Consider the following 17072-nt stretch of genomic DNA (forward strand, 5'->3'; position numbering starts at 1 on the left):
ATGACCGACCTGACGATGGCCCTGGAGGCCACGGGAGCCTTAGCCGGTGCCGGTGGTCTCGGCTACGCGAAGTACCGCGCCCCGCGCGTGTACTGGTCGCTGGTCGGGATGCCGGTCACCTGGGGTCGGTTCATCCTCTCGTACCGCTCGACGATGGACGTGTGTGGGCTGACGGTGCACCCGTCGGGTCTTCGGGCGTTCATGACTCGCAACGTCGCTCGCCGTGAGGTGCAGCCGGTCCCGCCGAAGATCCGCCGGGTACGCGGCACGTCGACGGGGCTGCGGGTCACCCTGCGGCTTCCGGCCGGCCTGGAGCCTGCCGACGTGATGGCTTCCTCGGAGCGGCTCCGGCACGCATGGGGCGCCCACTCGGTGACCGTTATCGAGACGAAGCCCGGTTTCGTGGAACTGCGGATGACCGGCTATGACGTGCTGCGCCGGGTGCGCATGCCCCGCAAGGCCCGCCCGCACGGCATGGCCGTTCCGGTCGCGGTTCGCGAGGACGGGACCGCATTCGAGCGGGACTACCGCAAGGCCCCGATGGCTCTCACTCTGGGGGCGAACCACTCCGGTAAGTCGATGTATCAGCGCAACCTGATCAAGGGGCTTGCGCAACTGCCGGTGGCCCTGGTCGGGGTCGACTGCAAGCGCGGGGTGGAACAGTCCGCCTTCGCGCCCCGCCTGTCGGCGCTGGTCACTACCCCGGACGATGCCGCCTCCCTGCTCGGCATCCTGGTCGCGGAGATGGAAGATCGCTTCGACCTGCTGAGTCGTCACGGCGTCTCGGACCTGTGGGAACTGCCCGATGAGGTGCGGCCGGTGCCGGTGGTCGTCCTGGTCGACGAGGTGGCGGAACTGTTCTTGATCTCCTCCAGGAAGGATGAGGAGCGCAGGGAGCGGATCGTCACCGCGCTGATCAGGCTGGCGCAGATGGCCCGTGCGATCGGTATCTACCTGGAGATCTGCGGGCAGCGCTTCGGCTCCGACCTGGGCAAGGGCGCCACCATGCTCCGTGCTCAGCTCACCGGCCGTGTGGTGCACCGCGTCAACGACAAGCAGACCGCCGAAATGGGCCTCGCAGACGTTGCCCCGGATGCAGTTCCGGCCGCGAGTCTGATCCCGATGAACCGTCCCGGGACCGCTGTCGCGGCGGACTCTTCCGGCGGTTGGTCGAAGATCCGCACTCCAGAGACCTCGCGGGACGAAGTGGTCGCCACCTGCTGGGAGTTCGCCCACCTGGTCCCGGCCCTGTCGTTCCTCGACCCGTTCCGCCCCTACGTGCCCGCTCCCGCTCCGGCGGCTGGTCAGTCGCTGGTCAAGCCCCGTCCGGTCACCGAGTAACACCCCCGTCTCCGCCACGGTCGGCGCGACCACATCGCGCCATGTCCCTACCCCCGCCATGCCGAAAACGGAGTGATCCCCATGCGTGACTCCACCCGCCGGGCCTTGGAGCGCTCGGCCGAACTGACTCGACAGACCCGGTTCGTTGAGGCTGTCGAGACCGCTGAAGCGGTGTTCCGGACCGCCGACTTCGACGAGCACCGCGAGATCGAAACGTGGCTGGTCGACCACGCCGACGACTACGTCCGCGACCCCGCCACCGGGGGCGAGTGACCGCCATGGTGACGCCAAAGGCCGCCCCGCAGGAACCCGCGAAGTGCCCGACGTGCAAGGGCTCGGGGGAGGTCTCCCGCACCGTCCGCGTCGGCCGCAAGCGCCGCGTCGTCGGCGAACAGTCCGGCCTCTGCCTTAACTGCCTGGGCTCCGGCCAGGCCCCCGACTAGAACCCGCCGGGTCGGGCGGCCGGACACCGCTCTCGCCGCCCGCCCCTGGCCCGACTCCTGAAGGGAGGTGCCCCCGTGTCCCGCTCGATCCGCCCGGATGCCGTACTCGTACAGGCCGTCATCGCCGGCGCGCTGTCCTTCGCCCATCTGCACGACCTGGCCGAAGCCGCCGGACAGTCCGGCTGGAAGGCATGGGCCTACCCGGTCAGTGTCGACCTGCTGCTTGTCGCCGCCTGGCGTCGGCTGCGCACGGCTCGCCGCGACCGCTCCGCCTGGACCTGGTTCGTCATCGCCCTGACCGCCTCACTCGGCGCGAACATCGCCACTGCCGGACTCCTCGACCTGACCCACGTGCCCGCCTGGCTGCGCATCCTCGTCGCCGGCTGGCCCGCGCTGGCCTTCCTCGGCGGAACCCTCCTGGTCCACTCGCCGACCGAACCGGCCACTCCTGCACAGGCTGTGGACGAGGTGGCGGCTCCGGAAGTCGAGATGCACCGCACCGACGACCCCGCCCCCGAACCGGACCACGCCGCGACCGTGCCGGAGCTGGCTCCCAGCCCGCCACCGCCCGCAGTCAGCACCCCCGCGGTTCCGGCCGCGCTGCTCGACCACGCCCGAAAGATCGCTGACGCCCACCGGGCCGCCACCGGGACTCCGATGCCCGCCGAAGCCATGTCCGCCCGGCTCCAACTGCCCGCCTCGATGACTGACGCCATCGCCGCCGAACTCCAACTCACCTGACCAGAAGGGAGAAACCGCCCGTGACCGCCAACCGCCGCTTCCGCAACGTGATCCGCATCGGCCCCGTGCAGGTCGCCACCGCCTACGACGGCCGTGGCCGCGACAAGCACACCGCCGCCTGCACCGCCCCCGGCTGCGGCTTCGCCGCCGACTACGACACCCGCGCCGGCGCCGAACTCGCCGCCCGCACCCACCGCTGCAAGGCCTGAGGGAGATCGCCATGGACGTACCGCTCTGGCTCGCCCTGCTCATCGTCGGATGGCTCGGCGTCAAGCTCGCCCGCCCGCCGTGGTGGCTGGTCGCCGTGCTCCTGATCGGCGGCTACCTCGTCGCCGACAGCTTCCTCGCCCCCGCCCTCGGAACCGTCCTCAAGTAGAAGGAAACCGCCCCGTGTTCACGCCGAAGTACCCGCCCCAGGACACCGCACCCCCGAGCACGGCCACCGCCCCGACCACCCACACCCCGGCGCCCGTTCAGCGCACAGCCCCGGTCCCGGTCCAGGTCGCTCCCGCCGCCTCGAACCGCCCGACGGTCCAGCTCACCCCCGGCAGCGCGCTCGCCCTCGCCGCCGGCGGTGGCGCCGTGGTCCTCGTCGTCGGCGCGGTCCTGGTCTCCATGCTCCTCGCGGTCGCCATCACCGCCACCTCCGTGGCCGTGTGCGCGGTCGTCCTCCGCTCGATCCTCAACGCCGAAAGGAACCGCTGACATGCGCATCTTCAGCCGGAAGAACAACGACACCCCGTCCAGCCCTGAGATGGCCGAACTGGGCCGCGAGTACGCCATCGCCAAGCGCCACGGCGACCGCAGGACCGTCAACCGCATCAACCGCCAGATCGGTACGTCCGGCATGAGCGACAGCGACCGTGCCTCGTTCGAGCAGGGCCGCGAGGGCTACGACTCCATCCCGCCCATCCCGCGCGGACGCAACCGCCGCAAGTAACGCCCGCCCGGGGCGGCCTCTACCGCCAAGTATCCGCCGCCCCGGACGGCTCCACCCATCCAGATCCAATGGACCCGAAAGGGAAGCCCCATCATGCCCCAACACGCCCAGAACACGCCGCTCTGCCGAGACTGCGACGGCTTCGCCACCGCTGCCATCACCACCGGCGGACGCCACCCCGACGGCACCCGCGTCACCCTCCGCGTCACCTGCCCGATCTGCAAGGGCACCGGCTACCGCCTCTCCTCCGCCCTCGCGCGGGCCGGGAGGTGACCGTCATGGCTCTCCTCGACTGGCGCTCGCCCGAGCACTTCGACCACAGCGGCGACAAGCCGTGCGTGATCTGCACCAAGCCCACCCCGCTGCGCTCCGACCGGGGCAAGCCCGTGCACAAGGTCTGCGCGGAGGACTGGATCGACCGCCACACCGTCCAGGAGGAGGACGCGTGACCGACACCGCCACCATGGCGGGCCTGGACCCGGCCACCCTCGCCGACGTGCTGAGGGTGGCCGGGTCTCCCGGCTTCGACCGCATCCAAGACCAGATCCGCCGCACCGGCGGCTGCTCCGACCCCATCCACCTGCAAGGCGCCACCGTCACCCGCGACGCTGCTACCGGGCAGGTCCTGCACTCCTACTCCACCGACACCGAACCCGGCGGCCGACTCCGCCTCGCCTGCGGCAACCGCCGTGCCTCCCGCTGCCCGGCCTGCGCCTGGACCTACGCCGGAGACACCTACCACCTCATCCGCGCCGGACTCGTCGGCGACCCCGCCAAGGGCACCCCGCACACCATCCGCGATCACCCCCGCGTCTTCGCCACCCTGACCGCACCCTCGTTCGGCCCGGTCCACAACCGCCCCGGCAACCGGCCCTGCCGCTGCGGCCAACACCACGGCGAGGACGCCCCCGAACTCGGCACCCCCCTCGACCCCACGACGTACGACTACGCCGGCGCCGTGCTGTGGAACAACCACGCCTCCGAGCTGTGGCGCTACTTCACGATCTACCTGCGCCGCGAGATCGCCAAGCGGGCCGGACTCACCCAGAAGGCAGCAAAGGAACAGTCCCGCGTCTCCTTCGGCAAGGTCGCCGAGTACCAGAAGCGCGGAGCCGTCCACTTCCATGCCGTGATCCGATTCGACGGACCCGACGGGCCAGATGACCCGCCGCCGGCCTGGGCCACCCTCGACCTACTCACCGACTCCATCCATGCCGCCGCTGCTCGAGTAGCGGTCGACGTCCCCGCGGCTTCATACCAGCCGATCCCCGAAGAACCGGCCCACACTCGACCCGCCCGCGTCCTGCGATGGGGCACACAACTCGACGTCCAGCCGATCGGCGCCTTCGGCGATGGCGAGGAGATCACCGAACAGGCCGTCGCCTCCTACGTCGCCAAGTACGCCACAAAGGCAGCCGAGACCACCGGCACCGTCGACCGCCGCATCGGCAACAAGGAAGCCCTCGTCCTGCTCGGCGTGCCCGACCACCCCCGCCGGCTCATCGAAGCCTGCCTGGATCTGCACCCGCTCTACCCGGACCGCAAGCTCCGGGACTGGGCTCACATGCTCGGCTTTCGCGGTCACTTCTCCACGAAGTCCCGCCAGTACTCCACCACCCTCGGCGCCCTGCGCCAGACCCGCGCCGACTACCGCGCCACCCAGCAACGCGAAGCCCTCGGCCTGCCCGACCCCGACGACGAAGAGGCAACCACCCTCACCCTCGCCCACTGGACCTACGCCGGCCACGGCCACACCCCCGGCGAATCCTGGCTCGCCGCCAACATCCGCCGTGACATCCAACACAACCGCGAAATCGCCCGCGAAGAACTGGCAGGAGGTGCCTTTGATGAGTCAGACCGCTAGCCCGCAGTCCCGTAAGGCGACGGCCAAGCGTGAGGTGATGACCACGGACGAATGGCTTCGGCTGCACCTTCGCCGTGCCCCAGAGCGGGATACAGAGTGGGTACGTCGTGCGCTCGTGTTGCAGGGGCGGGCCTGATCGTCAAGGCCAGACAGGTTCGATGAGGCTGGGATCGAACTTCCGTCGACCGCGCCCGGCCGGATGGATGATGACAGCGGAGAGGCTGTGCAACACGATCTCCTGCTGACGCTCAATCGGCAGCGCGAAGAACTCTTCGACGGAGAGGTTCGCTGCCTCACCCTTGGCCTCGGCCTGCTTCTGCTCCTTGTAGAAGCGGGCCCGCTCTAGTTTCAGCTCGTCGCGCGACCGCTCCTTGGCCGGCAGGAGCTGCAAGAGGGTCGCTACCGTGATCTGCTTGGCGCGCTCGGCCTCCACGAGTTGAGCAATGTCCTGGGTGACCTGCTCCAACTCGTCTTCCTTCGGCCACCGTTGCTCAAGCGGGACCGCTGTGACCGCCGCACGTGCACGCTGCTCTTCCAGTACGAGCTGAGCTATCAGCCTGTCGACCGGTTCGCCGACGCGGGCGACCTTGCCGCAGCCGCCGTTCACCACTGAGCACTGGTACTTGTACCGGGAGGCCTTCGACCCTGGCTCCCACTGTGGGTTGTTCTGTCCTCGGATCTTGGTCTTGCATAGCCCGCAGCGAGCGATGCCAGAGAGCAGGTACTTGCGCGCGAGTGACCTACCGGGGCGTTGCTGCTTCCGCTCGGCGACCGCCGCGCAGACTGCTTCCCACTCCTCCAGGGTGTTGATCGGCTCCCAGTCCCCCTTGATCGGCTGGCCGTCGTCCCCCTGCAGGATCTCGCCGTGATAGGTCCGGTAGCCGACCAGTCTCGGGCTCGTCAGGATGTGCTCCACGTGGTGGTGGGCCATGCGCTTCGTACCTGCCCGCGGGTTGCCCAGGCCCTGCTCCTGCCACCGGCTCCGGATGGTTCCGATGCGGACTCCGGCAAGGATCTCGCGCTGTGCGTCGCGGATGGCCTCGGCTGCCTTGGGGTCGACCTTGGTCCGGTCATCCTTCTGCCATCCGTACGGCGCTGGCCCGCCGCTGTCCCTGCCCTGCTGTGCCAGCTCCAGGTGCTTGCGCTTGATCCGGCGTGAGGAGTCATGCGACGACTTGTTGGCGAACGCCACCATGATCCGGGCCATGGTGCGGCCGTCCGGTGATCCAATGTTGATGTCGTTCGTGACGGTGGCGAACTCCAGGCGGGGGCGGTCGTCGAAGATCTCGATGAGGCGTTCCAGGTCCCGGGGCTGCCGGGCAAGCCGGTCCAGGTCGTAGGCCACGATGCCGTCAATCAGGCCGGCGCGGAGGTCCGTCAACATCAGCTCGAACTCGTCACGCACCACGTTGCGCTTGAACGCGGACACGTCGTTGTCCTCGTAGGACTTCACGACCTGCCACGACCGGAGATCCGCGAGGCGCTCGCAGTCCTTCTGCTGCCGGGCGACGCCCAGGGCCTCGCCCTCGTCGTCCCGTGAGATCCGGGTGTAGACCCCTACCTTGCGTGCCACAAGCGGCCTCCCCCTGCCTTCTGAGCAGGGTCAGACTACTATCATCATTCGGTCAAGTCAGCCTGGTCCGTTGAGCCACCGGTGGTGCGGCGGGCCGGGCAGATCCTCGACGCCTGACGGGCAGCAGATCCTCGACGCCTGACGGGCGGCAAAAAGGGGCTCCTCCGGGAGCCCCTTTCTCATGCGCGCGGAACCTCAGACCGTGCCCAGCTTCACGATCGACAGCAGTGCGATCAGCTGGATCGCCGACGCGCCGAGCGCCTTCGGCCAGGGCAGGTCGTGGGAGCGGCTGACCATGAGGGTCAGGAGGGCGCCGCCCGCGATCCAGGTGGCCCAGCCCAGGAGCTGTACGAACGTCGCGTCGCCGCCGGCGAACATCGCGAAGACCAGGCGGGGCGCGTCCGTGAGGGACATGATCAGCATGGACAGGCCGACCGTGGGCTGCCAGGCGCCGTCGCCGCCGAGCTGGCGGGCCAGGGTGTGGGTGACCACGCCCAGGACGAACGCGCTGAGCGCCATCGCGACGGCCGTGGTCAGGACGATCGGGACCGCGTTCGACAGTGTGGCGTTTATGGCGTCCGCGCGGGCGCCGTCGAAGCCGAAGACCGCGAGCAGGCCGTAGAGGAGCGTGACGATGAGGGCCGGGCCCCACATCGAGTAGTCGCGCATCTGGAGGAACGTCTGGTTGGGGGAGAGGACGATCCCCCGCAGCAGGGCCTTCCAGTGCAGGCGCGGGCCGACCGGGCCGGACGGCGCGGGCGCCGCGCCGGCGCGGTAGATGTCGCCCTGGTTGTAGGGGTCCTCGCCGACCGAGAAGGCCTGGGTGTGGCCCGGGTTGTTCGCCGCGTACGGGTCCGGCGGGCCCTGGGGGCCGGGCGGGTACGCGCCGTCGCCGAAGTACTCCGGCTCGCCCTGGCCGCCGTAGCCGCCACCGGGGCCGCCGGGGCCGCCGCCGGGCCCGGCGTTCGCCTGCGGCCAGGTGGGGCCGCCGCCGTTGCCGTACGGCTGCTGCTGCGGGTACGGCTGAGGCGCCGGCGGGTAACCGTACGACGGTCCCTGTGGCGTCTGCTGCTGCCCGTGCGGGGGGTTATGCGGTCGCGTCTGAGGAGCGCCGTTGTTCCGGCCGCGTCCGATCCTGAATCCAGCCACGTCTTCGAACGTACCTGGTCCCGGGCGGTGGCGGGCCGGGCCCGGGGTTCCGGGCCCGGCTTTGCGGCCGAGCTGTGACATCCCTTAAGGGGTAAGCCCCTTCAGGAACTCATGGGTTGTCAGGGTTCTGCCCCAGGGCCCCCGGGGCCCCGCACCGCGGGGTCAGCGCAGCATGTCCTGGCCCAGCCTCAGATAGTCCGTCGTCGACATGCCCAGGGAGCCCGGGCCGAAGCTGATCGCGTTCTTCGTGATCACGCCCGCGGCCGAGCCGCGCAGGCTGTAGAGGGAGCCGGAGGGGTGGTTCTCGCCGTCGGAGCCCACGGAGAGGTCCGCCTTGCCGTCGCCGGTGAGGTCGGACAGGCGTACGGACGCGCCGAAGCGGTCGGCGGACTCGGCGGTGCCGGGGACGCCCTCCGTGTTCTGGGTGTACGACGTCGCGCCCTTGGTGGTCAGGCCGGATGCCGTGCCGCGCAGCACGGTGACGCTGCCGGCGATGTTCGCGGTGCCGACGTCCTCGTGGATCGTGCCGACGGCCAGGTCGCCGTAGCCGTCGCCGTTGACGTCGGCGATGGAGAGGTCGTTGCCGAACCAGTCGTCCTCCTCGTCCGCGCCGGGGACGCCGGGGGTGTCCTGGTCGATCGTCGTCTGGGGGCTGGTGCGGACGCCGGTGGCGCTGCCGAGCCAGGCGCTGACCGAGCCGCCGAGGCTCTTGGCGTCGCCGCCGTAGTCCGCCGTGACGACATCGTCGTAGCCGTCGCCGTTCAGGTCGCCGACGGCGGCCAGCTCCCAGCCGCCGCTCTTCAGGAACGTCTGGCGGGTCAGGGCGGAGGCGGAGCCGAGGTAGACCATGGCGCCGTCCTCGTATGTGGACTCCTCGCTGCCGGTGGCCACCAGGTCGTCGGTGCCGTCGCCGTCGATGTCGCCGGCGGTGAGGCTCTGGGCACCGGCGAGGCCGGCACCGCCTCTCAGGCCGCTGGCGAGCTCGTGGTGGGAGCCCGAGCCGGAGGTCTTGGCGATGCCCTCGTGGATCCAGATGTCGCTGCCGGTGCTGCCGACGGCGAGGTCGGCCCGGCCGTCCCCGGTGAAGTCGCCGACGGCGAGGGACATGCCGTACTCGTCGTGGGCCGCCACGGCAGGGTCGGGGATGCCCCGGCCGCCGGACAGGCCGCTCTTGCCGCCCCAGACGACGGTGACGGAGCCGCCGTCGGCATCGGAGCCGACGTCCTCGCCGGTGCTGCCGATCACCAGGTCGGCGTATCCGTCGCTGTTCAGGTCGCCGGAGGTGAGGGCCCTGCCGAAGCGGTCGCCCTCCTCGGCGGTGCCGGGGATGCCGGCCGTGTCCTGGGTGAGGACGGTACGGCGGGCGGCGCTGATGCCGTTCGCGGAGCCGTAGGTGATGACGACGGCGCCCGCGTCCCTCTTGCCGCCGACCGGGGTGTAGGGCGCGGCGGCGGCGAGGTCGCGGTAGCCGTCGCCGTTGAAGTCGTCGGCGAACTTCGCGGGCGCCGCGGAGGCGGGGCCGGCCAGGGTGAGCGGGGTGAGGCCGGCGGCCAGCAGGGCGGCGGCGCTGAGGGTGGCCGCGGTGTGCCTGCGCATGCGGTTGTTCCTCCTGGTGAGGGGGTGGGGGATACGTCTGGGGGTCAGGTCAGCCCGCGAGCACGTCACCGAAGTTCGCATCGCCCGCCGGACCGCCCACGGTCGCGGCGCCGAAGGACTTGGACCCGGTGGCCGTGATGCCGGAAGCGGTGGACTTCAGCAGCCAGACCGCGCCGTCACCGGTGTTCTCGCCGGAGGCGCTCGCCACCAGCTCCGCGCGGCCGTCGCCGCTCGCGTCGGTGAGCTGCACGGCGTAGCCGAAGGAGTCGTACGCCTCGACGGCTCCGGGGACGCCCGCGGTGTCCTGGGAGAAGGACTTGGCACCGCTGCCGGTCAGGCCGGACGCCGAGCCGCGCAGGACCGTGACCGTGCCGGCCTGCTTCTTCGAGCCGATGGCCTCGTACGGGGCGCCGACCGCGATGTCGGCGTAGCCGTCGCCGTTGGTGTCGCCGGCCGACAGGCTCCAGCCCAAGCGGTCGTTCTTCTCGGCGGAGCCGGGCACGCCCGCGGTGTCCTGGGTGATGCGGACGGGAGTGCGGGTGCTCAGGCCTCCGGAGGCGCCGTAGGTCACGGTGACCGCGCCGCCTGGGCCGCCGTTCGGCTCGTCCGTCGACTTCTCCATGAAGTTGCCGGTGACGATGTCGCCGTAGCCGTCCTTGTTCACGTCCGCGATGACGGCCGCGTAGCCACCCGCGACCTTGCCCCCGGGTGTCAGGCCGGTGGCGGAGCCCTTGTACAGCACGCTGCGGGTGCGGTAGCCGCCGCTTCTCTCCTCCTGGCCCATGACCAGCAGGTCCGCCTTGCCGTCACCGGTCACGTCGCCCGAGACGAGCTTGTCGGTGTTGATGCCGGTCCGGGTGGAGGTGTCGATGCCGACGAGCTCGGTGGCCTTGCCGGTGCGCGAGACGGGGCCCTCGAAGACGTTCAGCTCGGGGTAGGCGATGTTGGCGGCGGCCAGGTCGGTGTCGCCGTCGCCGTCGAAGTCGCCGGTGGCGACGGACCAGCCCAGCTCGTTGCGGTTCTCCGGGAGCGGGGCGGACAGATCGGTCGCGGTCTTCAGACCGCTCGCGCCGCCCCAGACGACGGTGAGCACGCCCGAGTCGTCGGTGGAGCCGATGTGCTCGGCGTGCACGCCCACGATCAGGTCCGTGTAGCCGTCGTCGTCCAGGTCGCCGGTGGTCATGCGGTCGCCGAAGTAGTCCTGCGTCTCCGGGACGCCCGGGACGCCGTCGGTGGCCTGGCTGATGATCTGGCGCTTGGAGCTGTCGAGGCCGTTCGCCGTGCCGTAGACGACGGCGACGTAGCCGGCCCCCGTCTTGCCGCCGATCTTGCCGAGCGGGGCGGCGATCGCGAGGTCGCGGTGGCCGTCGCCGTTGAAGTCGCCGGAGAGGCCGGAGGGCGCGGCGGTGGCCGTCGTCGTGGGCAGGGTCAGGGCGGTGAGCAGGCCGGTGGTGAGGGCGGTGGCCAGGAGGAGGGTGCGCTTGCGCATCGAAGTCCCCGTTATCGGTGTGGTGTGGAGTGCTGCGGTGTGGAGCGGTGGTCAGGAGTTGAGGGCCGTGCCGTACGCCGGTGCGCCGGCCGTCGAGATGCCCGTCGTGCCCGGGCCGAAGCTCGTCGAGCCGGTGGCGGTGACGCCGTTCGTCGTGCCGCGCAGGGACCAGACCGCGCCGTCGCCGGAGTTCTCGCCGGGTGCGGATACGGACAGGTCGGCGCGGCGGTCGCCGGTGTGGTCGGTGAGCGTGACGCGCTCGCCGAAACGGTCGCCCTTCTCGGAACCGCCGGGCACGCCCGCGGTGTTCTGGGTGTACGACGTCGCGCCCTTGGTGGTCAGGCCGGTCGCCGAGCCGTACAGCACGGTGACGGCACCGGCGGCGGAGTTCTCGCCCGCGGTGCCCACGGCCAGGTCGGCGTACCCGTCGCCGTTGACGTCGCCGAGCGATACGCCGCTGCCGAAGCGGTCGCCCTTCTCGGCGGCGCCGGGCACTCCGGCGGTGTCCTGGGTGAGGACGAGCGGGGCGCGGCCGGTGTCCCGGCCGTCCGGTCCGCCGTAGACGACGGTGACCTTGCCGCCGAGGGCGCCCGCCGGGTCGGCGGAGGTCTCGCGGTCGTTGCCGACGGCGATGTCCGCGTAGCCGTCCTTGTCGATGTCCGCGACGGCGGAGACGTAGCCGGCGGGCAGGTCCTGCAGCCAGTCGTTGTAGTTGCCGATCTTCATGTCGGCCAGGGCGGTGGTGGCGTCGTCGGTGCCCTTGGTGCGGCCGTGCAGGACCACCCAGGGGTGGCCGCCACTGCCGGTGACGCGGCCGGAGGAGAGGTGGGTGATGCCGTACGAGGTGGACCACCAGTCGTTGCGCGAGCCCGAACCGCCGTTGGACGCACCGCTCTTGGTGATCGGGCCGCTGACGAGGGACAGGGTGATCGGTCCGGTGGAGCCGACCGCGACGTCGATGTCGCCGTCGGCGTCGAAGTCGCCCGCGGCGAGGGTCTGGCCGTAGCGGTCGTAGTCGGTGCTGAAGAAGCTGAACAGCGAACGGGCTCCGGACAGACCGGACTTGGCGCCCCAGACGATGGTGACGGTGCCGTCGTTGGTGTCGCTGCCGTCCTCGCCGGGTGTGCCGATCAGCAGGTCGGCGTAGCCGTCGGTGTTCAGGTCCGCGGAGGCGAGGGCCGAGCCGAAGGCGTCGTCGGCCTCGGCGGCACCCGGCATCCCGGCGGTGTCCTGGGTGAGGAGCGTGCGGGTGGAGCTCTTCGGCCCGCTGCTGCTCCCGTAGACGACGGACACGGCGCCCGCCTTCGCCTTCCCGGCGACCGTGGCGCCCGGGGCGCCGATCGCCAGGTCTCTGCGGCCGTCGCCGTTGAAGTCGTACGGGGCGGCGGCAGCGGGTGCGGCGTGGGCGGCGGGTGCGGTGAGGGCCGCCGCGAGCGGGGTGAGGGCCGCCATCAGGAGAGCGGCGCTGCGCAGACGCATGGGTTTCCTTGCCGGACGAGGAAGCTGGCGGGCTGTCACTGGGCGATGGCCCAGGCGAAGTTGGCCTCGCCCTTGAGGGTCGCGTCGCGGGCCGAGAGGAACTTCGCCCCGGTGGTGGTCAGACCGGAGGCGGCGCCGCGCAGGACGGTGACGGCGCCGTAGCCGTTCTCGTAGCCGGCGCCGCTGACCAGGTCGGCCTTGCCGTTCTTGTCGAGGTCGACCAGGCGCACCGACATGCCGAAGGCGTCCATCGTCTCGTTGCTGCCGGGGACTCCGGCGGTGTCCTGGGTGTAGGACTTGGCGCCCTTGCCGCTCAGGCCGGACGCCGAGCCGAACAGGAGGGTCACCGAGCCGGCGTCCTCGACCGTGCCGATGTCCTCGGCCCAGGCGCCGACCGCGATGTCGGCGTAGCCGTCGCCGTTGACGTCGCCCGCGCCGACCGCCGAGCCGAACAGGTCGCCGTACTCGCCGGAGCCGGGGACGCCCGCGGTGTCCTGGTGGATCACGGTGGGCGTCTGCGCCGGGTCGGGCCCGGTGGGGCCGCCGTACCAGACGGTGATCTGGCCGCCCTTGTGGACGCCGGGCCGCTCGGGGCGCGGGTCCTGGTAGTCGCCGAGGACCAGGTCGCCGTAGCCGTCGCCGTTGACGTCGGCGATGGTGCCCTTCTCGCCGTCGGCGTGTGGCAGGTAGGTGCGGGCGTACTTGGTGCCGGTCCATCGGTGGTAGCTGATCTCGCCGCCCTCGTCGCCGGTGACGAGGAAGGGGTAGACGCGCTCGGCGGCCCCGTCCCCGCTCATGTCACCCGCGAACACCTCGTACGTCGACCCGAACTCGCTGATGCCGATGTGGCTCGCGGGGCCGTTCGTACGGCTGAAGGGGCCCTTGTAGAGGCGGGTGTGGCTCTGGCCGGTGAGCGTCACGTCCGTCGCGCCGTCACCGTCGAAGTCGCCGGTCGCGATGCCGGAGGAGAAGCCGCCGTTCTCGGAGAGGGTGGACGGCTGGGGCAGGCCCTTGCCGCCGGACAGACCCGACTTGCCGCCCCAGATGACGGTGGCCGAGCCGACGCCGTCCCGGTCGCCGATGGCCTCGTACTGGGCGCCGACGACCAGGTCGGAGTAGCCGTCGCGGTCCAGGTCACCGGCGGCGAGGCTGTTGCCGAAGCGGTCGCCGTACTCGGCGGTGCCGGGGACGCCCGCGGAGTTCTGCGTGATCACGGTCTTCTTCGCCGCCGAGACGCCGGACGCCGAGCCGTACAGCACGACGACGGCACCGGCGTTCTGCACCGAGCCGACGTCGGCGCTCATCGCGCCGACGGCCACGTCCCGGTATCCGTCGCCGTTGAAGTCGCCGGCGAGCCCGGAGGGCGCGGCGGCGGCCGTGCCGGCGGGCAGGGCGGTGGTGAGGAGGCCGGTGGTGAGGCCGGCGGCCAGGAGGAGGGTGCGGGTGCGCAAGGCGGGGCTCCGGGGGCTGGGAAGGGAGCCGGACCTTCCGTGTTCGCCGGGAGCTGTCCGGCGGTTCACGGCGGGTCGGCGATCAGGAGACCCGTGGCGGGATGTAAGGGTTGTACGTGAGTTCGGTTACTTTCTGAGGCCGGGGGTGCCGGGGATGCCGGGGATGCGACAGGGGCGGGCCGGCACCGCACGCTCACCGAGACCCGACGGTCGTCCCCGGCGAGCAACCCCACCCATTGGTCGCTGGCCCTGAGAAGGGAAAGCCGGTTCAGGAACGTGCGACGAGCTTCAAGCGCCGGCCGCCTCGGTCGGCAGGGTGAACTTCTTCTTCACGGGGTTCTGGTCCGCGTCGGGAATGCCCTCGGCCGTGACGATGGCGCTCGCGGACCCGTCCGGCTCCACGATTCTCGTGATCTCCACCTCCCCGTTGCGGGCCTGATAGGCCATCCAGTTCACGGTTCCCGCAGGGCTGCCGCCTGATTTCGGAGTCACGCCCGACGGCACCAGGGTGAGGAGGCAGAGCGACTGAACCATGGCGAGGTCGGCGCCTGCCTTGTCCTGAGTGAGTTCGTGCAAGAACATCGACAGCGCCTGCCAGGCCCAGGCTTCGAAAACGACGCCCTGCTTTCCGCCGTTGACGCAGGCCACGAGGCGGTCCCGCATGGGATCACCCTGCTTCGTCGCACTCACGGAGATCATGACCACCGGGGGGACGGGGTGGGCCCAGGTGCTGTACCAGTACTTCTCCCCGCCGGCAGCCTTGTCGATGGTCTCCTCGGTGTTTCCCGACCAGGCCTGCCATATTCCATTGAGTCCCTTGTCAAGGGCCTTTTCTATCTGGATCGCCGCTATGGAGCGAGCCAGATCGGTGAGCCAGTCCTTGGTTGCCGGGTTGAAGACGGTGGCCCTGGCCGCAGCCGTGCACGAGCTGAGGCCGATGGTGCTCGCCGTGACCGCGGCCGCCGCTCCCCACCGGAGCGTCGTACGACGGCTCACTCCCGCCCGGTCGAGCGCTGCCCCGCGTCCTTCGCCGCCGGCCCGGAATCTCCCGTCCCACGACTCGGCATCGAATAAGCTCCCATGGCGCATATATCCCCCTGGCCCCGACCATCACCACATCACTCGCAGGTTCAGCGCATCGTAGGTCGTTGCACCGCTTACTGGACATACTTCGCGCACCTTCGACGGAACTCCCTATCGACGACGTGCCGTTCGAAAGGGTCGGCCGAGACGACGCACTGACCCATCCGATTGCCTTCACGATCGGCGTCCGTTGGCCCGGTGGCACGGGAGCATCCACCCTGAGACCGAATGGCCACTCCTGCTGCGGGCGGACGCCCGGGGCGGTGTGTCCTTGGGAAGCTGTCGATCATGACCGCACCCCTGCCGCCGCCGCCCGGCCCCACCGGTTTCCCCTTCCACCGCATGGACCGCCGCACAGGCCGTCACCGCTGGTGGCGGCCCTTGGTCGGGACTCTGCTGTTCTCCGTCGCCTATCTCGTGGTCGTCCTCTTACTCATAGCCGTCACCTACGTCTTCGGTGCGCTGGCCGACACCCCCGAACTCCCCGAAGGAGGACCCGACTTCGGTCCGCTCGCCAACACGGCGATGGAGCTGACGTCCATCGCGATCGCCCTGCCGCTGGTGCTACTGGCCGTGTTGTGGCCGGGGCGGCGGCGGGCCGGCACGGTGTCGTCGGTCGCCGGACGGGTGCGGTGGCGCTGGCTGGGGTGGTGTCTGCTGGCGGCGGTGCTGCCGGTGGCCGTGCTGACAGGGACCGCCTTCCTCCTGCCCGAGGGCGAGACCGGCTCGGGGGAGTCCGCGGTGTGGGTGGGCTGGGGGTCGTTCCTCACGTCCCTGGCGGTGCTGGCGGTCTTCGTCCCGGTGCAGGCCGCGGCCGAGGAGTACGTCTTCCGGGGCTGGCTGACACAGGCGGTCGGTTCCTTCGTCCGCTCTCCGTGGATCGTCGTACTCCCGCAGGCCGCGCTGTTCGCCGCCGCCCACGGCTGGGGCACCACGTGGGGCTTCATCGGACTGCTGGTCTTCGGTGTGGTGGCGGGCTGGCTGACCATCCGTACCGGTGGCCTGGAGGCAGCCATCGCGCTGCACGTCCTGAACAACCTGGTCGCCTTCGGAGCCGCCGCCGCGATCGTCGACGGGCTGACGTCCGACGAGACCGCGGCCGACTCGCCCTGGCCGCTCGCCCTCGCGGACGTGGCGACGACCCTGTTGTACGCGGCGCTCGTCCTGTGGCTGGCCCGCCGCCACCAGCCGCAGCGCCTCGCCCCGCCGATGCCGGTGCCCCCTCCGCCGCCCGCCCCGTACCCGCCGTATCCCATGCCGTACGGGGCCGTGCCCGGTCACCCCTACGGCGTCCCGGGCGGCGTCACCCCGACCCCGCCGGGCGGAGACGTACCGCCCGCTCCAGGGCCGTAGCAGCCCGGGGGCCGAGTCGGGACCACGGTTCTGTTCTACCTCTGATCTTGGCCAGTGCTCCGCCCTTCAGGGCGGGGGTGAAGGCCATCCTTGGGCCGGAGGCGCGAAGCGCCGGAGGGCTCTGCGCCTCCGTGGTGACGATCAGACGGGGCGCTGCTGGTTCTCGATGTACTGCTTGACAACGCTCAGGGGTGCCCCGCCGCAGGATCCGGCGAAGTAGGAACCGGACCAGAAGTGTCCACCCCACAGGTACCGGCGGACATGGCTGTCGTACTCCTGGCGGAGCCGCCGGGAGCTGACGCCCTTGAGGGAGTTGACCAGCTTGGACAACTGGACTTTCGGCGGGTAGTGCACGAGCAGGTGGACGTGGTCCTGTTCTCCGTTGAACTGCTTCAGCTCAGCCTCGAAGTCGTCGCAGACCTCCCGCATGATCTCTTCGGTGCGGGTCAGCATGGCGTCAGTGAACGCCTTCCGCCTGTATTTAGTGACGAAAACCAAGTGAACATGCAGGTTGTAGACAACATGGCGACCGGTTCTGACATCGGGATTAGGGTTCCAGCGCGGTGACAT

Annotated in this window: 20 protein-coding genes; 12 read left to right on the forward strand and 8 right to left on the reverse strand. The window is 70.7% G+C overall.

Translation table 11 applies throughout. The features are described 5' to 3' along the window. The 11 genes from ACQEV8_RS23535 to repSA all read left to right on the forward strand — a co-directional run bounded on the left by ACQEV8_RS23535 (position 1) and on the right by repSA (position 5329). Complete coding sequence (locus ACQEV8_RS23535) at positions 1 to 1341, forward strand: FtsK/SpoIIIE domain-containing protein (RefSeq protein WP_432963368.1); 1341 nt, start codon at positions 1 to 3, stop codon at positions 1339 to 1341. Between the two features lie 81 nt (positions 1342 to 1422). Further along, positions 1423 to 1614: a hypothetical protein gene (locus tag ACQEV8_RS23540; RefSeq protein WP_432963371.1), complete on the forward strand. Its 192-nt coding sequence runs from the start codon at positions 1423 to 1425 to the stop codon at positions 1612 to 1614. Positions 1615 to 1619: 5 nt separating this feature from the next. Then, the gene (locus tag ACQEV8_RS23545; protein WP_432963374.1) at positions 1620 to 1784 is read left to right on the forward strand and encodes a hypothetical protein; all 165 of its coding nucleotides are present in this window, start codon (positions 1620 to 1622) and stop codon (positions 1782 to 1784) included. Positions 1785 to 1859: 75 nt separating this feature from the next. Next, a complete protein-coding gene (locus ACQEV8_RS23550; protein WP_432963377.1) occupies positions 1860 to 2525 on the forward strand; it encodes a DUF2637 domain-containing protein in 666 nt (221 codons plus the stop codon). 20 nt (positions 2526 to 2545) lie between these two features. Continuing rightward, positions 2546 to 2734 carry a mobile element transfer protein gene (locus ACQEV8_RS23555; RefSeq protein WP_382837576.1) on the forward strand — a complete coding sequence of 63 codons (189 nt, stop codon included), beginning with the start codon at positions 2546 to 2548 and terminating at the stop codon, positions 2732 to 2734. Positions 2735 to 2745: 11 nt separating this feature from the next. Continuing rightward, positions 2746 to 2901 (forward strand): hypothetical protein, encoded by a 156-nt coding sequence (locus ACQEV8_RS23560; RefSeq protein WP_432963381.1) that lies wholly within the window; start codon positions 2746 to 2748, stop codon positions 2899 to 2901. Between the two features lie 14 nt (positions 2902 to 2915). After that, positions 2916 to 3230: a SpdD protein gene (locus ACQEV8_RS23565; protein ID WP_432963384.1), complete on the forward strand. Its 315-nt coding sequence runs from the start codon at positions 2916 to 2918 to the stop codon at positions 3228 to 3230. Position 3231: 1 nt separating this feature from the next. Continuing rightward, positions 3232 to 3465, forward strand: coding sequence for a hypothetical protein (locus tag ACQEV8_RS23570; RefSeq protein WP_432963387.1), 234 nt, complete (start codon positions 3232 to 3234; stop codon positions 3463 to 3465). 93 nt (positions 3466 to 3558) lie between these two features. Beyond that, on the forward strand, positions 3559 to 3738 hold the full coding sequence (locus tag ACQEV8_RS23575; RefSeq protein WP_432963390.1) for a hypothetical protein: 180 nt from the start codon (positions 3559 to 3561) through the stop codon (positions 3736 to 3738). Positions 3739 to 3743: 5 nt separating this feature from the next. Further along, entirely contained in the window at positions 3744 to 3914 is a 171-nt protein-coding gene (locus ACQEV8_RS23580; RefSeq protein WP_388328401.1) for a hypothetical protein, read from the forward strand. Then, complete coding sequence (gene repSA, locus ACQEV8_RS23585; protein WP_432963393.1) at positions 3911 to 5329, forward strand: replication initiator protein RepSA; 1419 nt, start codon at positions 3911 to 3913, stop codon at positions 5327 to 5329. The genes ACQEV8_RS23580 and repSA overlap by 4 nt, the downstream gene beginning before the upstream one ends. 139 nt (positions 5330 to 5468) lie before the next feature. On the opposite strand, the gene ACQEV8_RS23590 is transcribed toward repSA, so the two are convergent. From ACQEV8_RS23590 to ACQEV8_RS23620, 7 genes are all read right to left on the reverse strand, one after another. After that, positions 5469 to 6902, reverse strand: coding sequence for a recombinase family protein (locus ACQEV8_RS23590; protein WP_432963396.1), 1434 nt, complete (start codon positions 6900 to 6902; stop codon positions 5469 to 5471). Between the two features lie 195 nt (positions 6903 to 7097). Beyond that, positions 7098 to 8132, reverse strand: coding sequence for a Yip1 family protein (locus ACQEV8_RS23595; protein ID WP_432963399.1), 1035 nt, complete (start codon positions 8130 to 8132; stop codon positions 7098 to 7100). An 81-nt stretch (positions 8133 to 8213) separates the two neighbouring features. Continuing rightward, entirely contained in the window at positions 8214 to 9647 is a 1434-nt protein-coding gene (locus tag ACQEV8_RS23600) for an FG-GAP-like repeat-containing protein (RefSeq protein ID WP_432963402.1), read from the reverse strand. Between the two features lie 49 nt (positions 9648 to 9696). After that, the gene (locus ACQEV8_RS23605) at positions 9697 to 11136 is read right to left on the reverse strand and encodes an FG-GAP-like repeat-containing protein (protein WP_432963405.1); all 1440 of its coding nucleotides are present in this window, start codon (positions 11134 to 11136) and stop codon (positions 9697 to 9699) included. A 51-nt stretch (positions 11137 to 11187) separates the two neighbouring features. Further along, the gene (locus ACQEV8_RS23610; protein ID WP_432963408.1) at positions 11188 to 12615 is read right to left on the reverse strand and encodes a hypothetical protein; all 1428 of its coding nucleotides are present in this window, start codon (positions 12613 to 12615) and stop codon (positions 11188 to 11190) included. 35 nt (positions 12616 to 12650) lie between these two features. Then, positions 12651 to 14066 (reverse strand): FG-GAP-like repeat-containing protein, encoded by a 1416-nt coding sequence (locus ACQEV8_RS23615; RefSeq protein ID WP_432963411.1) that lies wholly within the window; start codon positions 14064 to 14066, stop codon positions 12651 to 12653. 288 nt (positions 14067 to 14354) lie between these two features. Beyond that, a complete protein-coding gene (locus tag ACQEV8_RS23620; RefSeq protein ID WP_432963413.1) occupies positions 14355 to 15062 on the reverse strand; it encodes a hypothetical protein in 708 nt (235 codons plus the stop codon). Positions 15063 to 15437: 375 nt separating this feature from the next. Between ACQEV8_RS23620 and ACQEV8_RS23625 the strand changes: the two genes are divergently transcribed. Then, on the forward strand, positions 15438 to 16502 hold the full coding sequence (locus ACQEV8_RS23625; protein WP_432963416.1) for a lysostaphin resistance A-like protein: 1065 nt from the start codon (positions 15438 to 15440) through the stop codon (positions 16500 to 16502). 141 nt (positions 16503 to 16643) lie between these two features. Here ACQEV8_RS23625 and tnpA read toward each other — a convergent pair whose 3' ends face one another. Next, a complete protein-coding gene (tnpA, locus tag ACQEV8_RS23630) occupies positions 16644 to 17072 on the reverse strand; it encodes an IS200/IS605 family transposase (protein WP_432963419.1) in 429 nt (142 codons plus the stop codon).

It is taken from the genome of Streptomyces sp. CA-179760, from assembly GCF_050937045.1.
GTDB lineage: Bacteria > Actinomycetota > Actinomycetes > Streptomycetales > Streptomycetaceae > Streptomyces.

Bases quoted from the DNA above. Each gene is read 5' to 3' on its own strand.
- ACQEV8_RS23610 (WP_432963408.1), bottom strand. From the start codon at position 12,615: ATGCGTCTGCGCAGCGCCGCTCTCCTGATGGCGGCCCTCACCCCGCTC.
- ACQEV8_RS23625 (WP_432963416.1), top strand. From the start codon at position 15,438: ATGACCGCACCCCTGCCGCCGCCGCCCGGCCCCACCGGTTTCCCCTTC.
- ACQEV8_RS23605 (WP_432963405.1), bottom strand. From the start codon at position 11,136: ATGCGCAAGCGCACCCTCCTCCTGGCCACCGCCCTCACCACCGGCCTG.
- ACQEV8_RS23560 (WP_432963381.1), top strand. From the start codon at position 2,746: ATGGACGTACCGCTCTGGCTCGCCCTGCTCATCGTCGGATGGCTCGGC.
- ACQEV8_RS23580 (WP_388328401.1), top strand. From the start codon at position 3,744: ATGGCTCTCCTCGACTGGCGCTCGCCCGAGCACTTCGACCACAGCGGC.
- ACQEV8_RS23575 (WP_432963390.1), top strand. From the start codon at position 3,559: ATGCCCCAACACGCCCAGAACACGCCGCTCTGCCGAGACTGCGACGGC.
- ACQEV8_RS23540 (WP_432963371.1), top strand. From the start codon at position 1,423: ATGCGTGACTCCACCCGCCGGGCCTTGGAGCGCTCGGCCGAACTGACT.
- ACQEV8_RS23600 (WP_432963402.1), bottom strand. From the start codon at position 9,647: ATGCGCAGGCACACCGCGGCCACCCTCAGCGCCGCCGCCCTGCTGGCC.
- ACQEV8_RS23545 (WP_432963374.1), top strand. From the start codon at position 1,620: ATGGTGACGCCAAAGGCCGCCCCGCAGGAACCCGCGAAGTGCCCGACG.
- ACQEV8_RS23570 (WP_432963387.1), top strand. From the start codon at position 3,232: ATGCGCATCTTCAGCCGGAAGAACAACGACACCCCGTCCAGCCCTGAG.
- tnpA (WP_432963419.1), bottom strand. From the start codon at position 17,072: ATGTCACCGCGCTGGAACCCTAATCCCGATGTCAGAACCGGTCGCCAT.
- ACQEV8_RS23535 (WP_432963368.1), top strand. From the start codon at position 1: ATGACCGACCTGACGATGGCCCTGGAGGCCACGGGAGCCTTAGCCGGT.
- ACQEV8_RS23595 (WP_432963399.1), bottom strand. From the start codon at position 8,132: ATGTCACAGCTCGGCCGCAAAGCCGGGCCCGGAACCCCGGGCCCGGCC.